Source organism: Streptomyces sp. NRRL S-455 (genome assembly GCF_000717875.1).
GTDB lineage: Bacteria > Actinomycetota > Actinomycetes > Streptomycetales > Streptomycetaceae > Streptomyces.
Genome location: NZ_JOCT01000008.1, coordinates 144,435 through 161,289, shown reverse-complemented (window position 1 = coordinate 161,289; position 16,855 = coordinate 144,435). Strand labels below are relative to the sequence as shown.

General features: G+C 71.9%; 14 protein-coding genes. 11 read left to right on the top strand and 3 right to left on the bottom strand.

Annotation, left to right across the window (positions count from 1 at the left end):
• Position 1: 1 nt before the first annotated feature.
• Positions 2-625: a histidine phosphatase family protein gene (locus IE97_RS0113045; RefSeq protein WP_030237235.1), complete on the bottom strand. Its 624-nt coding sequence runs from the start codon at positions 623-625 to the stop codon at positions 2-4.
• A 58-nt stretch (positions 626-683) separates the two neighbouring features.
• Positions 684-2,150, bottom strand: coding sequence for an FGGY-family carbohydrate kinase (locus IE97_RS0113040; protein WP_030237231.1), 1,467 nt, complete (start codon positions 2,148-2,150; stop codon positions 684-686).
• A 159-nt stretch (positions 2,151-2,309) separates the two neighbouring features.
• Here IE97_RS0113040 and IE97_RS0113035 point away from each other — a divergent pair, with 159 nt between their 5' ends.
• From IE97_RS0113035 to IE97_RS0112995, 9 genes are read left to right on the top strand one after another with little or no spacing between them, the layout of a single operon-like run.
• Positions 2,310-3,731 carry an ABC transporter substrate-binding protein gene (locus IE97_RS0113035; protein ID WP_030237227.1) on the top strand — a complete coding sequence of 474 codons (1,422 nt, stop codon included), beginning with the start codon at positions 2,310-2,312 and terminating at the stop codon, positions 3,729-3,731.
• 2 nt (positions 3,732-3,733) lie between these two features.
• Positions 3,734-4,612, top strand: a complete 879-nt coding sequence (locus tag IE97_RS0113030; protein ID WP_030237224.1) for a carbohydrate ABC transporter permease — start codon at positions 3,734-3,736, stop codon at positions 4,610-4,612.
• Positions 4,609-5,433 carry a carbohydrate ABC transporter permease gene (locus IE97_RS0113025; RefSeq protein ID WP_051704942.1) on the top strand — a complete coding sequence of 275 codons (825 nt, stop codon included), beginning with the start codon at positions 4,609-4,611 and terminating at the stop codon, positions 5,431-5,433. The genes IE97_RS0113030 and IE97_RS0113025 overlap by 4 nt, the downstream gene beginning before the upstream one ends.
• The gene (locus IE97_RS0113020) at positions 5,430-6,518 is read left to right on the top strand and encodes an ABC transporter ATP-binding protein (RefSeq protein ID WP_030237217.1); all 1,089 of its coding nucleotides are present in this window, start codon (positions 5,430-5,432) and stop codon (positions 6,516-6,518) included. Before IE97_RS0113025 ends, IE97_RS0113020 begins: the two co-directional genes overlap by 4 nt.
• Positions 6,515-7,348 (top strand): DeoR/GlpR family DNA-binding transcription regulator, encoded by an 834-nt coding sequence (locus IE97_RS0113015; RefSeq protein ID WP_030894922.1) that lies wholly within the window; start codon positions 6,515-6,517, stop codon positions 7,346-7,348. The genes IE97_RS0113020 and IE97_RS0113015 overlap by 4 nt, the downstream gene beginning before the upstream one ends.
• A complete protein-coding gene (locus IE97_RS0113010) occupies positions 7,317-8,405 on the top strand; it encodes an ABC transporter ATP-binding protein (RefSeq protein ID WP_030237209.1) in 1,089 nt (362 codons plus the stop codon). Before IE97_RS0113015 ends, IE97_RS0113010 begins: the two co-directional genes overlap by 32 nt.
• Positions 8,402-9,430, top strand: a complete 1,029-nt coding sequence (locus tag IE97_RS0113005) for a 2-hydroxyacid dehydrogenase (protein ID WP_030237205.1) — start codon at positions 8,402-8,404, stop codon at positions 9,428-9,430. Before IE97_RS0113010 ends, IE97_RS0113005 begins: the two co-directional genes overlap by 4 nt.
• A gap of 19 nt (positions 9,431-9,449) precedes the next feature.
• Entirely contained in the window at positions 9,450-10,874 is a 1,425-nt protein-coding gene (locus IE97_RS0113000) for an FGGY-family carbohydrate kinase (protein WP_030237202.1), read from the top strand.
• A 26-nt stretch (positions 10,875-10,900) separates the two neighbouring features.
• Positions 10,901-11,941: a glycerophosphodiester phosphodiesterase family protein gene (locus IE97_RS0112995; protein ID WP_030237197.1), complete on the top strand. Its 1,041-nt coding sequence runs from the start codon at positions 10,901-10,903 to the stop codon at positions 11,939-11,941.
• A 224-nt stretch (positions 11,942-12,165) separates the two neighbouring features.
• Here IE97_RS0112995 and IE97_RS0112985 read toward each other — a convergent pair whose 3' ends face one another.
• A complete protein-coding gene (locus IE97_RS0112985; protein WP_030237191.1) occupies positions 12,166-12,804 on the bottom strand; it encodes a DsbA family protein in 639 nt (212 codons plus the stop codon).
• 138 nt (positions 12,805-12,942) lie between these two features.
• Between IE97_RS0112985 and pepN the strand changes: the two genes are divergently transcribed.
• Both pepN and IE97_RS0112975 read left to right on the top strand, forming a co-directional pair.
• Positions 12,943-15,519, top strand: a complete 2,577-nt coding sequence (gene pepN, locus IE97_RS0112980; protein WP_030237187.1) for an aminopeptidase N — start codon at positions 12,943-12,945, stop codon at positions 15,517-15,519.
• A 198-nt stretch (positions 15,520-15,717) separates the two neighbouring features.
• Entirely contained in the window at positions 15,718-16,758 is a 1,041-nt protein-coding gene (locus IE97_RS0112975) for a hypothetical protein (RefSeq protein ID WP_030237184.1), read from the top strand.
• The last annotated feature ends 97 nt before the right edge of the window (positions 16,759-16,855 follow it).

Below are 16,855 nucleotides of genomic sequence, written 5' to 3'. Positions count from 1 at the left end.
GCTACGTCCCGTCCGCCTCGCAGGGCACATTGAGTGAGAGAAGTGCGGCTGAACCGTCGGAATTCATGCGCAGTTCGCTGATCGCCGCGTTCCGCAACCGTGGGAGCACTCTGCGGTACTCCCGGGCCGGGATCGACAGCAGGGTGCACAGCACGAGGCGCAGCAGGGTGTTGTGGGCGACGACCAGGACACGTCCGCCGGGGTGGGCGGCGGCGATGTCCCGCAGGGCGCGGACGCCCCGGGCCGCTGCGGCCGTGGGGTCCTCGGCGCCGGGGAAGGCGTTGGCCACCGGGTCGGCACGAAAGGCCGCGGCCCACTCCGGGTCCTCGGTCTCGAACTCGGCGAGTGTGCGGCCCTCGACCACGCCGAAGTCGCATTCGCGCAGGCCCGGTTCGCGCTGCGGGGTGAGGCCCAGGGCGCGGCAGGCGGGCTCGGCGGTGGCGGCGGCCCGGGACAGCGGGGACGTCCAGATCGCGTCGACGGGATGGGCGGCGGCCCATCGTCCGAGTGCCTCGGCCTGGGCGCGGCCGGTGTCGGTGAGGGCGATGTCGCTGACGCCGGCGTAGCGGTTCTCGGCGTGCCAGACGGTCTGCCCGTGGCGGGCCAGCAGGAGGGTGGTGGTCATGGGCCGGTCCGTTCGCGTGCGGTCGGGCGGTCGGTGCGGGGCCGTACCAGGGTCCTGGTCATGATCCCCCGGTGTCCAGGTGCAGCCGGGTCCGGCCGTGTTCCGCGACGGGGGCGGGCAGCCAGCCGCGGTCCCGCAGGGCGTCGAGGAGGAGGGCGTACGGCTCGGCGAAGGCCGCCGTGCGGCCGGGGCGGGGTTGGAGGACGGTCCGCAGGCGGACCATGCGCTCGGCGGCGCCCGCCAGGTCCTCGGCGCCCGACACTCCGTGGGCGGCCAGCGCGGCCATGCCCAGGGCGGGTTCGGTCTGTTCGGGGACGCGGGCCGGGCGGCCGAGGATGTCGGCGCGCAGCTGGTTCCAGTAGGGGCTGCGCGCCCCGCCGCCCGTGAAGGTGAGCGGGCCGTCGAGGGGCGCGCCGAGGTGGTGGAGGTAGTCCAGGCACAGGCGTTCCGCGAAGCCGACGCCCTGGAGCAGCGCGGCCCACCGGTCGGCGTCGTCGGCGGGGTCGCCGAGGATGAGGGGTGTGGCCTCCGGGGCCCGGAACGGGAACCGCTCCCCCGGTGAGACGAGGGGGTAGGCGACCGCGCTCGACGGCTCGAACGCCCGGGCCCGCTCGTCCATCGCGGCGGGGTCGGCGTCCGGGAAGTGCGCCGCGAGCGCCCCGGCGCCGACGCTGGAGGCTCCGCCGGGCAGCCAGGTGCCGTCGGGGGCACGGTGGTTGTAGACCACGCCGGTGGGGTCCCGGACCGGGTCGCGGGCCGCTCCCTTCAGCACGAGCGTGGTGCCGAGCACCGAGTTCCAGGAGCCGGGCCGCAGGGCGCCCGAGGCGATCTGGGCCGCGCAGCCGTCCGTCATCCCGGCGAGCACCGGGGTGCCGGCGGGGATGCCGGTGGCGTCGGCGGCGGCCGGGCAGACCTCGCCCAGGCGGGTCCCCGGGCGTACGACATCGGGCAGCAGGCCTTCGGGAACGCCCAGTTGGACGAGGGCGGTCTCCGGCCAGGTGCCGTGCTCCAGGTCGTAGCCCGTCTTGAGGGCGTGGCTGGAGTCGGCGGGGCACGGGGCGCCGGTGAGGCGGGTGACGATCAGGTCGGGCTGGTGGCAGAGCCGGAGGCCAGGGCAGTACTCCCCGACCAGCCACAGCGCCTTCGGCAGCGCCCAGGTGTCCTGGACCGCGATGCCCGCCTCCCGCACCCGCGCGGCCTCGGCCGCCGCGCGGCCGTCGTCGTACATCAGGGCGGGGCTCACCGGGCGGCCCGAGCCGTCCGTCAGCAGCACCGTGCCGGAGGTGCCGCACACCGCGAGTCCGCCGACCGGCACGCCCGGTGCCGCGGCGAGCGCCGCCCTGGACGCCGTGCACAGCGCCGCCCACCAGCGCAGCGGATCCTGCTCGTGCCGCACCCCGTCCCGCCGCCCGGTCAGGGGTGCCGAGCCGCTGCCGAGGACCTGGCCGTCGGCGGTGACGAGCAGCACGCGGACACTCTGCGTGCCCAGGTCGATGCCCAGCCAGCCCGCACCCTCGTCCACCATCCGGAACCTCCCACGCCGTCGCAGCCGGATCTGTGAACTTCTCACTGTGCCCCGATATTTTCCCGTGCGCGAGGGATTGACGCCCAACTTCAGCCGTTCCACCCTCTGTTGACGAGTCGACTCGACGTGTTGAACCAGCGCCCCCACGTGGAGGTACGGATGGACACGCACGTGCACGACCGCCGGCGCTTCCTCGCGCTCGCCGCCGGGGCCGCCGCGGCGCCGCTGCTCACGGCCTGCGGTGCCGGGTTCGGCGGGGACGACAGCAAGAGCGACGGCTCCGCGGCGGACGACGTCACCGGCTCCTTCGACTGGAAGCGGGAGAAGGGCACCACCGTCAAGGCGCTGCTCAACAAGCACCCCTACACGGACGCCCTCGTCGCCGACCTGAAGTCCTTCACCGAGAAGACCGGCATCAAGGTCGAGTACGACGTCTTCCCCGAGGACAACTACTTCGACAAGCTCACCGTGGACCTGTCCAGCGGGCGTGCCTCCTACGACGTCTTCATGCTCGGCGCGTACATGGTGTGGCAGTACGGGCCGCCGGGCTGGCTGGAGGACCTCGGGCCCTGGATGCGCAACTCCTCGGCGACCGGCGCCGAATGGGACCAGGCGGACTTCTTCCCGAACCTGCTCCAGGCCGACCAGTGGTCGCTGAAGGCCGGCGCGCCGCTGGGCCAGGGCGGGCAGTACGCGCTGCCGTGGGGCTGGGAGACGAACGTCGTCGCCTACAACACCGAGGTGTTCCGCAAGCTCGGCCTGAAACCGGCCGAGAGCTTCGACGAGCTGACCGAACTCGCCGGGACCATCAAGCGGAAGGCGTCGGGCGCGGGCTTCGACGGGATGTACGGGATCGCCGTACGCGGCTCGCGCAGCTGGGCCACCATCCACCCCGGCTTCATGACGATGTACGCCCGCAACGGGCTGAAGGACTTCACGGTCGACAGTGAGAAGCTCACACCGTCGATGAACAGCCCGGAGGCCGTCGCGTTCACCGAGGACTGGGCGCGCATGGTCAAGCGGGGCGGGCCGCCGTCCTGGACGTCGTACACCTGGTACCAGTGCTCCAGCGACCTCGGCGCGAAGAAGGCCGGGATGCTGTTCGACGCCGACACGGCGGCCTACTTCCAGGCGGTGAAGGGCGCCAGCCCCGCCTCCGGGACGATCGCCTTCCACCCGGGGCCGAAGGGACCGGACGGCTCCCTCGCCACCAACATGTGGATCTGGTCGCTCGGCATGAACGCCAAGAGCAAGAAGAAGAGCGCCGGTTGGCTGTTCCTGCAGTGGGCGACCGGCAAGGAGCACCTGCGCAGGAGCGCGATCACGCACAACCACATCGACCCGGTGCGCAAGTCGGTCGCCGACGACGCCGCCTACAAGGACAAGATGCGCCATCTGCCGGGTTTCCTGGAGACCTTCGAGACGGTCGTCGACCAGACGAAGATCCAGTTCACCCCGCAGGCCCAGTTCTTCGACGCGACGACCAGCTGGGCGGCTGCCCTGCAGGAGATCTACGGCGGCAAGGGCGCCAAGTCCGTCCTCGACGGGCTGGCCGACGACCTCGCCGGCAAGGTGGGCTAGCCATGCGGCTCGCGCTGCGCCCGTACCTCCTGATCGTCCCGGCGCTGCTGCTGACCTGCGGGATCCTCTACCCGTTCGGGCTCGGGCTGTACTACACGCTGTTCGACTTCTCGGCGAGCAAACCGCAGCCGGACATGGTGCGGTTCGAGAACTACCGAGCCGTCTTCACGCAGGAGGCCTTCTGGAACTCGGCGTGGGTGACCGTGCTGTACGCGGTCGGGGCGGCGCTCGTCGAGACCGTGCTCGGGGTGGCCGTCGCCCTGCTGCTGCACCGGTCGACGATCGTCGGCAGGGTCCTGGAGAAGATCCTGATCCTGCCGCTGATGATCGCCCCGGTGATCGCGGCGATCATCTGGAAGCTGATGCTCCAGCCGTCGGTCGGGGTGGTCAACCACCTGCTCAGGCCCTTCGGCCTGGGCGGGGTGCAGTGGACGGACACCCCGACGGGCGCCCTGTTGTCGTCGATCACCGTGGACGTCTGGGTGTACACGCCGTTCGTGGCGATCCTCGCCCTGGCCGGTCTGCGGTCGCTGCCCACCTCCCCGTTCGAGGCGGCGGCCGTGGACGGGGCGGGCTGGTGGTACACGTTCCGGCGGCTGACGCTGCCGATGCTGTGGCCGTACGTGCTGGTCGCGGTGATCTTCCGGTTCATGGACTCGCTGAAGGTGTTCGACATCATCTACGCCCTGACCGAGGGCGGGCCGGGCGACTCGACCGTCGTGCTGCAGATCCGGGCGTATCTGGAGGCGATCCGCTTCCAGCGCTACTCCTTCGGGATCAGCTACACGATCGTGCTGTGGGCCGTGGTGTACCTGGCCGCGATGGTGCTGGTGAAGCACCTGGGGAAGATCCAGCGGAAGGCCGCGGAGGTCACCACGTGAAGAAACGTCTGCTGGGGTGGCTCGCGGACGCCGCCCTCGTCCTCTACTTCCTCTTCGCGCTGTTCCCGATCGCCTGGATGGTGATCCTCTCCCTGAAGCCCACCGACCAGCTGTTCAGCACGTACTTCTCCTTCTCCCCCACCCTCGACGGCTACCGCACGGTCCTCGGCGACAGCGAGGGCATCCCGTTCGTGCGGTTCTTCGTCAACAGCCTGGTGGTGTCGGTGGGGGCGGTCGCCCTGTCGCTCGTGGTCGGGCTGCCGGCGGCGTACGCCTCGGCGCGGTGGCGGTTCAAGGGCTCGGAGAACCTGATGTTCACGCTGCTGTCGTTCCGGTTCGCACCCGAACTCACCGTGATCATCCCGCTGTTCGTGCTGTACCAGAAACTCGGGCTGTTCGACACGTACGTCGGCATGGTGTGGGTGCTTCAGCTCGTCACCCTGCCGCTCATCGTGTGGATCATGCGGTCCTACTTCGCCGACCTCACCCCCGAGCTGGAACAGGCGGCCCTGCTCGACGGCTACACCCGCAAACAGGCGTTCTTCCGCGTCGCCCTCCCTCTCGTCAAGCCGGGCATCGCGGCCGTGTCGCTGCTGGCCTTCATCTTCGCCTGGAACAACTTCGTCTTCCCGCTGATCCTCACCTCCAACGAGGCCCAGACCGTGACCGTCGGGGCGCTGTCCTTCCTCGGTGGCGACCGGCCCAAGTACAACCTGACGGCCGCCGCCGCACTCGTGTCCGTCGTACCGCCGCTGCTGCTGGCGCTGACGATCCAGCGGTATCTGGTGCGGGGCCTGTCGTTCGGGGCGGTGAAGTCGTGATCACGCTGAGCGGGATCCGGAAGGCGTACGGGAGGACCGTCGCGCTCGACGGGCTCGAACTGGAGGTGCGGGAAGGCGAGTTCTTCTGTCTGCTCGGGCCGTCCGGCGCGGGCAAGACCACCACCTTGAAGACCGTCGCCGGGCTGGAACAGCCCGACTCCGGCACGGTCGTGCTCGACGGCACGGACATGCGGGGCGTGGAACCGTACGACCGGGGCGTGGCGATGTGCTTCGAGAGCTACGCCCTCTATCCGCACCGCTCGGCCTACGACAACCTCGCCTCCCCCCTGCGCTCGCCCCGGCACCGGCTGCCCGCCGCAGAGGCCCGGCAGCGGATCGGCGCGGTCGCCGAACTCCTGGGCATCTCCGGGCTGCTGGACCGGCCCGTGGGCCAGTTGTCCAACGGGCAGCGGCAGCGGGTGGCGCTCGGGCGGGTGCTGGTGCGGCCGGCGCGGGCGTTCCTGCTCGACGAGCCGCTCTCCCACCTGGACGCCAAGCTGCGCCAGCAGATGCGGGCCGAGCTGAAGGCCATCGGGGAGGTGCGGCACACCACCACCCTGTACGTCACCCACGACTCCGTCGAGGCGCTGGCGCTCGGTGACCGGATCGGGGTGATCCGCCAGGGGCGGATCGTGCAGACGGGCACGCGGGAGGAGATCTGGTACCGGCCCTGCGACACGGAGGTCGCGCGGGCCTTCGGGCGGCCCCGGATCAACCTGCTGCCGGGGGTGGTGACGCAGAGCGGCGTGCGGTCGGACGGCGGGATGGAACTGCCCGTGCGGGCGCAGGCCCCCGAGGGCGCCGAGGTCCTGGTCGGTCTGCGTCCCCGGGACATCGCCCTGCACGGGGAGGGCCACGAGCTCACCGGGACCGTGTACGTCACCGAGGTGCTCGGGCGGTCCGTCGAGGTCACCGTCCGGCTCGGGGCCGGGGGCCGGCGGGTGTCGCTGGTGGCGCCCAGGGCGGACGCGGCACGCCTTCGTCCGGACGATCCGGTACGGCTCACGGTCCGGCCTGAGAACCTGCTGCTGTTCGAGGCCGACCGGCCGGAGCGACCGGGACGACGGATAGAGACACGACCATGAGCAGCAGCAGTGGTGGACAGCAGGGGCCCGCGGCACGGCAGGCCGCCATGGCCGAGCAGGTGCTGGCCGACGGTTCGGCGACCGCGGCGGAACTCGCCGAGCGGTTCGGGGTGAGCCTGATGACCATCCACCGGGACCTCGACGAGCTCGAACGTCAGGGCATCGTGAGGAAGTTCCGGGGCGGGGTGACGGCGCAGCCGTCGGGGGTCTTCGAGTCGAACGTGCAGTACCGGCTGAAGACGATGCGGGCCGAGAAGGCCGCCGTGGCCGAACGGGCGCTGCGGATGGTGGAGCCCGGCATGGCGATCCTGCTGGACGACTCCACCTCCACCCTGGAGATAGCCCGGCGGCTGCGCACGGGCGAGGTCACGCCGCTGACGGTCGTCACCAACTTCCTGGAGGCGATCAACCTGCTGGCCGACCAGCGGGGCATCCATCTGATGGCGCTCGGCGGCGACTACGACCGGCTGCACTCCTCGTTCCTGGGGGTGTCGTGCGTGGAGGCGGTCGAGCAGCTCCGGGTGGACGTGTGCTTCGCGTCGACGTCGGCGGTCCAAGGGGGTTACGCCTACCACCAGGAACAGCACATCGTGTCCGTGAAGCGGGCGATGCTCGACGCGGCCGCGCGGAACGTCCTGTTGATCGACCACACCAAGCTCGGCCGGGTCGCCCTGCACCGGGTCGTCCCGCTGTCCCGCTTCGACCTGCTCCTCGTGGACGACGGGGCGTCGCCGGAGGCACTGCGGGACCTGGACGAGCACAAGGTCCGTTACGAGGTTTGCGCGACGAAGGGCGGCCATGACGAGCGGAACGGGACTGGAGCTACGTGAGCTGCGTAAGACCTATCGGTCGAGAGGGCGGCCCTCCGTGGACGCCGTCCGCGGGATCGATCTGAGCCTCCGGTCAGGGGAGCTGCTCGGGCTGCTCGGGCCCTCCGGCTGCGGCAAGTCGACGACGCTGCGGATGATCGCCGGGCTGGAATCGGTCACCGGCGGGGACATCCTGGTCGGCGGGGCGTCGGTCACCGAGCGGCCGGCGCAGCAGCGGAACATCGGGGTCGCGTTCGAGAACTACGCGCTGTATCCGCCGCTGTCGGTCGCGGAGAACCTGGCGTTCGGACTCAAGGCCCGCCGTAAGGCAGCCAGGGGTGACGTCGACCGCAAGGTGAGGGAGATCGCCGAGCGGGTCGGCCTGACCGGCCTCCTCGACGCCCGCCCGGCGGGCCTCTCCAGCGGCCAGAAGCAGCGCGTCTGTCTCGCCCGGGCCCTGATCCGCGAACCCGACGTGCTGCTCCTCGACGAGCCTCTCTCCCACCTGGACGCGGCCCAGCGCGACACCACCCGCCGTGAACTCAAGCGCATCCAGAAGGACCTGGGCCACACCACGATCCTGGTCACCCACGACCAGGAGGAGGCCCTCTCCCTCGCCGACCGGATCGCCGTGATGAAGGACGGCGTCATCCAGCAGCTCGGCACCCCCTACGAGATCTACGACAGCCCGGCCAACGTCTTCGTCGCGGACTTCGTCGGCGAGCCCGCGATCACCCTGCTGCCCGGTATCGCCACCGGCGACGGTCACGCCCGCCTCTCCGACTCGGTGCGGATCGCCCTGCCCGTGCCGGTGGAGCAGGGCCGGGAGGTGGTGGTCGGGGTCCGCCCCGAGGACGTCCGGCTCACCGCCGAAGGCGACCTGCCCGCCCGGGTCGTCGCGCACGAACCCCTGCTGGAGTCGGGCCTGGCGACCCTCGCCCTCGACGGGGTCGAACGGCACCTGGTCGTCCTCACCGGCCCCGAGGTGCGGCTGGCCCACGACGACCGGGTCCGGGTCGCCGCCGACCGCCGGCACACCCATGTCTTCGACGCCGAGACAGGAGATGCTCTGCGATGACTGGAAACAGCGTGCGTGTGGTGGCCGCCGGTGACCACTTCGTGCTGCCGTCGCTGATCACGCGGGCGGTGCGGCGCGAGGTGGAGCAGGCGCGGGTCGGTGAACTGACACTCGGGTGGCCGCTGGAGCCGTTCGGGCCGGTCGCCGAGGTGCAGGAGGCCAGTGACGCCGAGGACGAGATGATCGAGGCGCTGGCCGGGGCCGAGGTGCTGGTCACGCAGATGGGGCCGGTCACCGAGAAGGTCCTCGCCGCCTGCCCGGACCTCAGGCTGGTCGTGGTCTGCCGGGGCGGGCCCGTCAACGTCAACCTGGACGCGGCCAAACGGCGGGACGTGCGGGTGTGCTTCGCGCCCGGCCGCAACGCCGCCGCCACCGCCGAGTTCACCCTCGGCCTGATGCTGTCGGCCCTGCGCCGCATCCCCCAGGCCCACGGTCCGCTGGCCCGGCAGGGCAGCTGGGAGGGGGCGACGTACTACACGTACGAGCAGAGCGGTCTGGAGCTGGAGGACCTGCCCGTCGGGCTCGTCGGCTACGGGGCCGTCGGCAGCCGCGTCGCCCGGGTGCTGTGCGCGTTCGGCGCGCGGGTGATGGTGTACGACCCGTATGTGCACGGCGAGATCCACGGCCTGCGCGTGACCTCGCTCGACGAACTCCTGCGCCGCTCACAGGTGATCACCTTGCACGCCCGGCTCACTCCCGAGACCCGGGGACTGATCGGAGCCCGGGAGCTGGGGCTGCTGCCGTCCGGCGCGGTGGTGGTGAACGTGGCGCGCGGCCCGCTGCTGGACGAGGGCGCGCTGTGCGACGCGCTGGAGAGCGGTCAGGTGTCGGCGGCGGCGCTCGACACGTACGAGCGGGAGCCGCTGCCGGCCGGTTCCCGGCTGCTGGGGCTCGGTGACCGCGTCGTGCTGACGCCGCACCTGGGCGGCGCCTCGCGGGCGGTCGCGGAGAAGGCGGCCCGGATCGCCGCCGAAGAGGTGGGCCGCTGGGTGCGCGGGGAGCCGCTCGCGCACTGTCTGACCTGAGGACCCGGAGGAGAGCCGCATGTACGTCGGTATCGATGTGGGGACGTCCCTGGTCAAGGCGGCGGCCTTCGACGCCACGGGCCTCCAGCTGGCCGTGTCCTCCCGCCCGGTGGGGCTGAAGCCGCACGGCGGAGTCGTGGAGCAGGACATGGAGGAGGTGTACGGGGCGGTCGTCGCGGTGCTCGGCGAGGTCACGGAGCGCGTCCCGGAGCCGGTGGAGCTCGCGGGTCTCACCGGGCAGGGCGACGGGGTGTGGCTGGTGGACGGCGAGGGGCGGCCCGTGCGCTCGGCCGCCTCCTGGATGGACGGACGGGCGCACGAACTGGTCGACCGCTGGCTGGCGGACGGCACGTTCGAGACGGTGTTCCGGCGGACCGGGAGCGCGATGTTCCCGGGCTGCCCGGGGCCGCTGCTGGCCTGGCTGGACAGCAACGAACCGAAGACGCTGGATGCCGCGCGGGCCGCCCTGTACTGCAAGGACATGGTGTTCCAGCGGCTGACGGGCGCCGGCCCCGCGACCGACGTGTCGGACGCCTCGATGCCCTTCCTCGACCCGCGTACCCGGACGTACGACGACGAGGTCGTGGAGCTGCTCGGCCTCACGCACCGGCGCGGGCTGCTCGCCCCGGTCAGCGACCCGCTCGCGACGGCCGGGGCCCGGGGCGAGGGACTGCCGTCCGGCACCCGGATCGCCAACGGCCCGTACGACCTGCCGGCCTGCGCGCTGGGCGCCGGGGTGACGGCCCCGGGCGACGGACTGCTGATCGTCGGCACCTGCCTGGCCGGCCTGGTCGCCACGACCGAGCTCGATCTGACCGGCGAACCGGCCGGCCTGTACATCTCCACGGACCGGCCCGGGCACTGGCTGCGCGCCATGCCCGCGATGGTCGGCACGGCGGCGCTGGACTGGGTGCTGTCGACGACGGGTGTGCGGCACGACGAGGTCGACGGCCTGCTCTCCGAGACCCCGCCGGGCGCGAACGGTGTCCGCGTGCTGCCGTACTTCGCGCCCTCCGGGGAACGCGCCCCCTTCGTCGAGCCCCGGCTGCGCGCCGAACTCACCGGTGTCTCCCTGGAGTCGACCCGGGGCGATCTGGTCCGCGCCACCTGCGAGGGCATCGGGTACGCGGCCCGGCACTGCCTGGAGGCGGCCGGGCTGACCGGGGCACTGGCCGTGTGCGGCGGCGGCACCCGCAGCCCGGCCTGGATGCGGCTGCTGGCCGATGTGCTCGGCCGACCGCTGCGGGTCGTCGAGGGTGAGGTGGGCGCGCGGGGCGCGGTCCTGGCGGCGGCCGAGCGGTACGGGGTGCCGCTGGACGCGGCGGAGTGGACGCGGCCGACGCGGATCGTCGAGCCGGACCCGGGCCGAGCGGCCCTCTACACCGACGGGTACCAGGAGCACCTGGCCCGGCTGACGCAGGCGCGGGCCCGGGCGCGGACATGAACCTGCCTACGGCGAAAGGGAGTCACATGCGGCTCGGACGGAGATCTCTCCTGCTCGCGGCGGCGGGCGGCACGGTGGCCACGGCGGCTGCCCCGGCCGTCCCCGCGGCGGCCGGACCCGGCAAGGGCGGCCCGGTCGTCATCGGTCACCGGGGCGCCGCGGGCTGGCGCCCCGAGCACACGGCTGCCTCGTACACGTACGCCGTGCAGACGGGCGCCGACTGGATCGAACCGGACCTGGTGCCGACGAAGGACCACGTGCTGGTGGTCCGGCACGAGAACGAGATATCCCAGACGACCGACGTGGCCCGCCACCCGGAGTTCGCGGACCGCCGGACGACGAAGACGGTCGACGGCCGTCCGGTCACCGGCTGGTTCACGGAGGACTTCACGCTGGCCGAGCTGAAGACGCTGCGGGCGGTGGAAAGGCTGCCGCGGGTCCGCGACCGGAACACCGTCTTCGACGGGCGCGAGGAGGTCATGACCTTCCAGGAGGTCGTGGACCTGGCGCGGCGGCTGTCACGGACGTACGGCCGGACGATCGCCGTCTTCCCGGAGACCAAGCACCCGACGTACTTCCGGTCCCTCGGCCTGCCGCTGGAGCCGAAGCTGGCCGCCGCGATCCGCCGGAACCGGCTGGGCCGGCGCGAGTGCGTCGTGCAGTCCTTCGAGCCGACGAGCCTCAGGCGCATGACGGGCCTGGGCGTGCCGCTGTGGCAGGCGCTGGGGACGACGGGCGGGCCCCACGACCTGCCCTCGACGACATACCGGGACATGATGACCCCGGCCGGGCTGGCGGAGATCGCGCGGTACGCGGACTGGATCGGGCCGGACAAGTCGTCGGTCGCCGGCACGACCCTCGTCGCGGACGCGCACGCGGCGGGGCTGCGGATCGGCCCGTACACCTTCCGCGCGGAGAACCAGTTCCTCCCGGCCGGCTTCCGGCGGGGAAGCGGACCGAACGATTTCGGGGACGCGTTCGCGGAATACGCGCTGTACTACCGCATGGGGGTCGATGCGGTCGTAACCGACTTCCCGGACTTGGCGGTGATGGCCAGGAGGGGCTGATGTTCTTCAGAGACAAGCACTGCCCGACCTGTGGCGGCAGCGGCACGCAGGTGTTCAGGCCGCTCGAACCCGAGGAGAGAAAGGCGCTCGGAACGGAACGCACGGATTTGTGGCGCTGCACCGCTCCGGGCTGCCGGTGGTACCAGCCCTGGAGCCATCAGGCCGGCGGGGGCCGGCTCCCGGAGGACCTTGAGAACCCGGAAGCCGCCCCCGCCGGGTGAGCCCTACAGGTTGGAGAAGTCCGGGCCCTTGGTGCGGGTGCGCTTGATCTCGTAGAAGCCGGGGACCGAGGCCACGGCGAGGGTGCCGTCCCAGAGGCGGGCGGCCTCCTCGCCCTGCGGGGCCGGGGTGACGACGGGGCCGAAGAAGGCGATCTGCTCGCCGTCGGTGCCGGGCACGGCGATGACCGGGGTGCCGACCTCCTGGCCGACCTTGTCGATGCCCTCCTTGTGGGAGGCGCGGAGCTCGGGCTCGTAGCGAGTGCCGTCCCAGTGCTCCATGAGCGACTCGGGCAGGCCGACGTCCTTCAGGGCGGCGGCGACCGTCTCCTTGCCGGGCCCCTCGCCCTGGTTGTGGATGCGGGTGCCGAGCGCGGTGTAGAGGTCGCCCAGCACCTCGGCGCCGTGCTCCTGCTGTGCCGCGATGACGACCCGGACGGGACCCCACGCCTTGGTCTCCAGCAGTTCGCGGTACTCCTCGGGCAGCTCGTCCAGCTTGTCCTCGTTGAGGACGGCGAGGCTCATGAGGTGCCAGCGGACCTTGATGTCCCTGACCTTCTCCACCTCCAGCACCCAGCGAGAGGTCATCCACGCCCAGGGGCACAGCGGGTCGAACCAGAAGTCGACGGGGGTCTTGTCCGACATGTCTCTCCTCGTGAGTAAGCCGTTTCCCCGGGGAAACGCCGCTGCTCGCCCCGGTCATTCCCGGCCGCCCCGGGTCAGGGGCACGTGGCAGGATCGTGCTGATCCGCCGTATCCGACGAGGTTCGAGGAGTACTGCCCGTGCCCGGTGAGAATCTGTCCCGCGACGAGGCCCGTGAGCGGGCCGCCCTGATCGGCGTCGACGGGTACGAGGTGTCCCTCGACCTGCGGTCCGCGGTCGGCGCGGACGACACCGGCGGTCCCCGCACGTTCCGGTCCGTCACGACCGTCCGGTTCCGCTGCAACGAGCCGGGCGCGAGCAGCTTCGCCGACCTGATCGCGCCGAGCGTGACGTCCGTCTCGCTCAACGGCCGTGATCTGGACCCCGGCGAGGTCTTCGACGGCTCCCGGATCACGCTGGAGGACCTGGCTGCCGACAACGAGCTGATCGTCGACGCCCAGTGCGCCTACTCGCGCACCGGCGAGGGCCTGCACCGCTTCGTCGACCCCGAGGACGGCGAGGTGTACCTGTACACCCAGTACGAACCGGCCGACTCCCGCCGGGTCTTCGCGAACTTCGAGCAGCCCGACCTCAAGGCCCCGTACCGCTTCGAGGTGCGGGCACCCGAGGGCTGGACGGTGTGGAGCAACGGGACCGGGGAGAAGGCCGACGGGGTCTGGCGGTTCGCCGAGACCAAGCCGATCTCCACGTACATCACCTGTGTGGTGGCGGGCCCGTACCACTACGTGACGGACTCGTACTCCCGTACGTTCGCGGACGGCACGACCCTGGAGATCCCGCTCGGTGCCCTGTGCCGCAAGGGGCTCGCGCCCCACTTCGACGCCGAGGACGTCTTCCTCGTCACCAAGCAGGGCCTGGACTTCTTCCACGACCGCTTCGACTACCCGTACCCGTTCGGGAAGTACGACCAGGCGTTCGTGCCCGAGTACAACCTGGGCGCGATGGAGAACCCGGGTCTGGTGACGTTCCGGGAGGAGTTCATCTTCCGCGGGAAGGTGACGCAGGCGTCCTATGAGGGCCGGGCCAACGTCGTGCTGCACGAGATGGCGCACATGTGGTTCGGCGACCTGGTCACCATGGAGTGGTGGGACGACCTGTGGCTGAAGGAGTCGTTCGCCGACTTCATGGGCGCGTTCTCGCTGGTCGGCGCGACCCGTTTCGAGAACGGCTGGATCACCTTCGCCAACCGCCGCAAGGCCTGGGCCTACCGGGCCGACCAGCTGCCCTCCACGCACCCGGTCACGGCGGACATCCGCGACCTGCAGGACGCCAAGCTGAACTTCGACGGCATCACATACGCCAAGGGCGCGTCGGTGCTGAAGCAGCTCGTGGCCTACGTCGGCGAGGACGCGTTCCTGGAGGGTGCCCGGCGCTACTTCAAGCGGCACGCGTACGGCAACACGCGCCTCGGTGACCTGCTGTCGGTGCTGGAGGAGACCAGCGGCCGGGACATGAGCGGGTGGGCCCGCTCCTGGCTCCAGACGGCCGGGGTGAACTCGCTGACGCCGCAGGTGCTGCTCGGCGCGGACGGCCGGGTCGAGGAGCTGGCGGTGGTGCAGGATGCGGCCGAGTCGCATCCCGAACTGCGCCCGCACCGGGTCGCGGTGGGCCTGTACCGGGTGACGGACGCGGGGGCGCTCGAGCGGTACGCGCGCGTCGAGACCGACGTCGAGGGAGCACGGACGGTCGTGACGGACCTCGCAGGCGCCGGCGCTCCCGACCTCGTCCTGGTCAACGACGACGACCTGACGTACTGCAAGATCCGCTTCGACGAGACCTCGCTGGCGACCCTGCGCGAGCACCTGGGGTCGGTCACGGATCCCCTCGCCCGCGCCCTGTGCTGGTCGGCGCTGTGGAACATGACCCGGGACGCGCTGCTCCCGGCCCGGCACTTCGTGGACCTGGTGCTGCGGTTCGCGGGGCGCGAGTCCGAGATCGGCGTGCTCCAGATGCTGCACGCGTGGGCCGAGTCGGCCCTCACGCACTACGCGGCGGCCGACTGGCGTGAGGCCGGCGGCCGACTGCTCGCCGAGGGCGCGCGGCGCGAGCTGCGGCAGGCCGAGCCGGGCAGCGAGCAGCAGCTCGCCTGGGCGCGCTTCTTCGCCCGGACGGCCACCACCGAGCCCGACTTCGAGCTGCTGCGGGGCCTGCTGGAGGGCACGGCGACGGTCGAGGGGCTCGACCTGGACCAGGAGCTGCGCTGGGTGTTCCTGGAGCCGTTGGCCGCGCACGGGGCGGTGGACGAGAAGGCCCTGGCCGAGGAGCTGGCCAGGGACGACACGGCCTCGGGCAAGCGCCACCAGGTGCGGTGTCTGGCGGCCCGCCCGTCGGAGGCGGTCAAGGCCCAGGCCTGGGCGCAGGTCGTGGAGTCGGACGCGCTGTCCAACGCCATGGTCGAGGCGACGATCGCGGGGTTCACCCAGGGCTCGCAGCGGGAGTTGCTCGCCCCGTACGCGGACAAGTACTTCGCGGCGATCGAGCGCGTCTGGTCCGAGCGGTCGATCCAGATCGGCATGCACCTGGTGCAGGGCCTGTTCCCGTCGCTCCAGCAGTCCCGGGCGACCCTCGACGCCACCGACGCGTGGCTGGACTCCCACCGCGAGGCGGCCCCGGCCCTGCGCCGGCTGGTGCTGGAGGCACGGGACGATCTGGCGCGGGCACTGCGGGGGCAGGCCTGCGACGCGACCGCCGGCTAACAGCTTTGGCCTGAGATCCGCGGTTCCGTCACCGTTACGGAATTCAGGCAATCACAGCCGTAACCCCTGGCCCGCACCCGAACGGACCAGGGGTTTTCGGCACCCGAACATGCGTCCTTTAGTGCGCCCTTGTCCGCATTTGTCGACGGACGTGTAACAGCGGTTAAGCGGTGGATCGGACGCGGGAAATTCCCGGTCATGAACCACAACACCCCGCTCTCCCCCCGCCCCCTGCACGAGCTGTCCGGCCGAGCCCGGCTCCGGGTGATGACGGTCACTCAGCTCCGCACGCACGGTGTCCCGACCGCCCAGACGAACGAGCAGTGCCGCCCCGGCGGGCCCTGGCAGCAGCTCCTCCCGGGCGTCGTCCTGCTCCACCCCGGCCCGCCGACCAGCGAGGAGCGGCTGCACGCGGTGCTGATGTACGCGACGCGGGAGCGCGGCACCGGGGTCCCCACCCAGCCCGGCGCGGGCGGCTCCCACCCCCCGGCCCACCCCGAGGCGATGATCACGGGCCTGGCCGCCCTGACGCTGCACGGCTTCTCCGGCACTCCCCCGCTGCCGTCCCTGGAGGCGATCGACGTCCTGGTCCCCCGGATGCGCCGACTGCGCTCCACGGGCTGCGCACGCATCGTCCGAAGCTCCTCGCTGCCCACCCCCGAGCAGGTCACGGGCCTGCCGGTGGCCCCGGTGGCCCGCGCCCTGGCCGACGCGGTGGCCGGACTCCAGGACGCCGATGTCGTGCGCAGGCTGATGACGGAGGCGGTACGCGGCGCCCACTGCGAGGCCGCCGCGGTGGTGCGGGAACTGAACCAGGCGCGGCTGCTGAGCCGTCCGCACGTGGTGGACGCGGTGGAGTCCCTGCTCGCCGAGGGCCGGGCACGCGCGGAGGACCGCCTGTACCGGATGGTGCGCGAGTACGGCCTGCCCGACCCGGTGTGGAACGTGGACCTGCGGCTGCCCGGCGGCCCCTACCTCGGGGGTCTGGACGCCTACTGGCCCGAGCAGGCGGTGGCGCTGGAACTGGACACACGGGCGCCCCGGCAGGACGACGACACCATGTGGTCCGAGTACGCCCGCAAGCGCGAGCATCTGGAGCGGCTCGGCATCACGGTCGTCCACATCACGCCCAGGAAGCTCCGCGATTCACTGGAACAGCAGGCGACGGTGATCCGCACGGCCCTGATGGCGGCGGCCGGCCGCGATCCGGCCGCGTACGTCGTGGTCCTGCCCCGGTAGTGAGGGCCGGGGACGGAACCAGGAGGGGAGAGGAGGGGCCGCCGGGGGTGCCGGTGGCCCCTCCTCGTGTGGGGTGGGGGCGGCTCGCCCCGTTTCC

Excerpts from the sequence above, each read along its gene's own strand:
- IE97_RS0113045 (WP_030237235.1), bottom strand. The coding sequence starts at position 625 with ATGACCACCACCCTCCTGCTGGCCCGCCACGGGCAGACCGTCTGGCAC.
- IE97_RS0113040 (WP_030237231.1), bottom strand. The coding sequence starts at position 2,150 with ATGGTGGACGAGGGTGCGGGCTGGCTGGGCATCGACCTGGGCACGCAG.
- IE97_RS0113035 (WP_030237227.1), top strand. The coding sequence starts at position 2,310 with ATGGACACGCACGTGCACGACCGCCGGCGCTTCCTCGCGCTCGCCGCC.
- IE97_RS0113030 (WP_030237224.1), top strand. The coding sequence starts at position 3,734 with ATGCGGCTCGCGCTGCGCCCGTACCTCCTGATCGTCCCGGCGCTGCTG.
- IE97_RS0113015 (WP_030894922.1), top strand. The coding sequence starts at position 6,515 with ATGAGCAGCAGCAGTGGTGGACAGCAGGGGCCCGCGGCACGGCAGGCC.
- IE97_RS0113010 (WP_030237209.1), top strand. The coding sequence starts at position 7,317 with ATGACGAGCGGAACGGGACTGGAGCTACGTGAGCTGCGTAAGACCTAT.
- IE97_RS0113005 (WP_030237205.1), top strand. The coding sequence starts at position 8,402 with ATGACTGGAAACAGCGTGCGTGTGGTGGCCGCCGGTGACCACTTCGTG.
- IE97_RS0113000 (WP_030237202.1), top strand. The coding sequence starts at position 9,450 with ATGTACGTCGGTATCGATGTGGGGACGTCCCTGGTCAAGGCGGCGGCC.
- IE97_RS0112995 (WP_030237197.1), top strand. The coding sequence starts at position 10,901 with ATGCGGCTCGGACGGAGATCTCTCCTGCTCGCGGCGGCGGGCGGCACG.
- IE97_RS0112985 (WP_030237191.1), bottom strand. The coding sequence starts at position 12,804 with ATGTCGGACAAGACCCCCGTCGACTTCTGGTTCGACCCGCTGTGCCCC.
- IE97_RS0112975 (WP_030237184.1), top strand. The coding sequence starts at position 15,718 with ATGAACCACAACACCCCGCTCTCCCCCCGCCCCCTGCACGAGCTGTCC.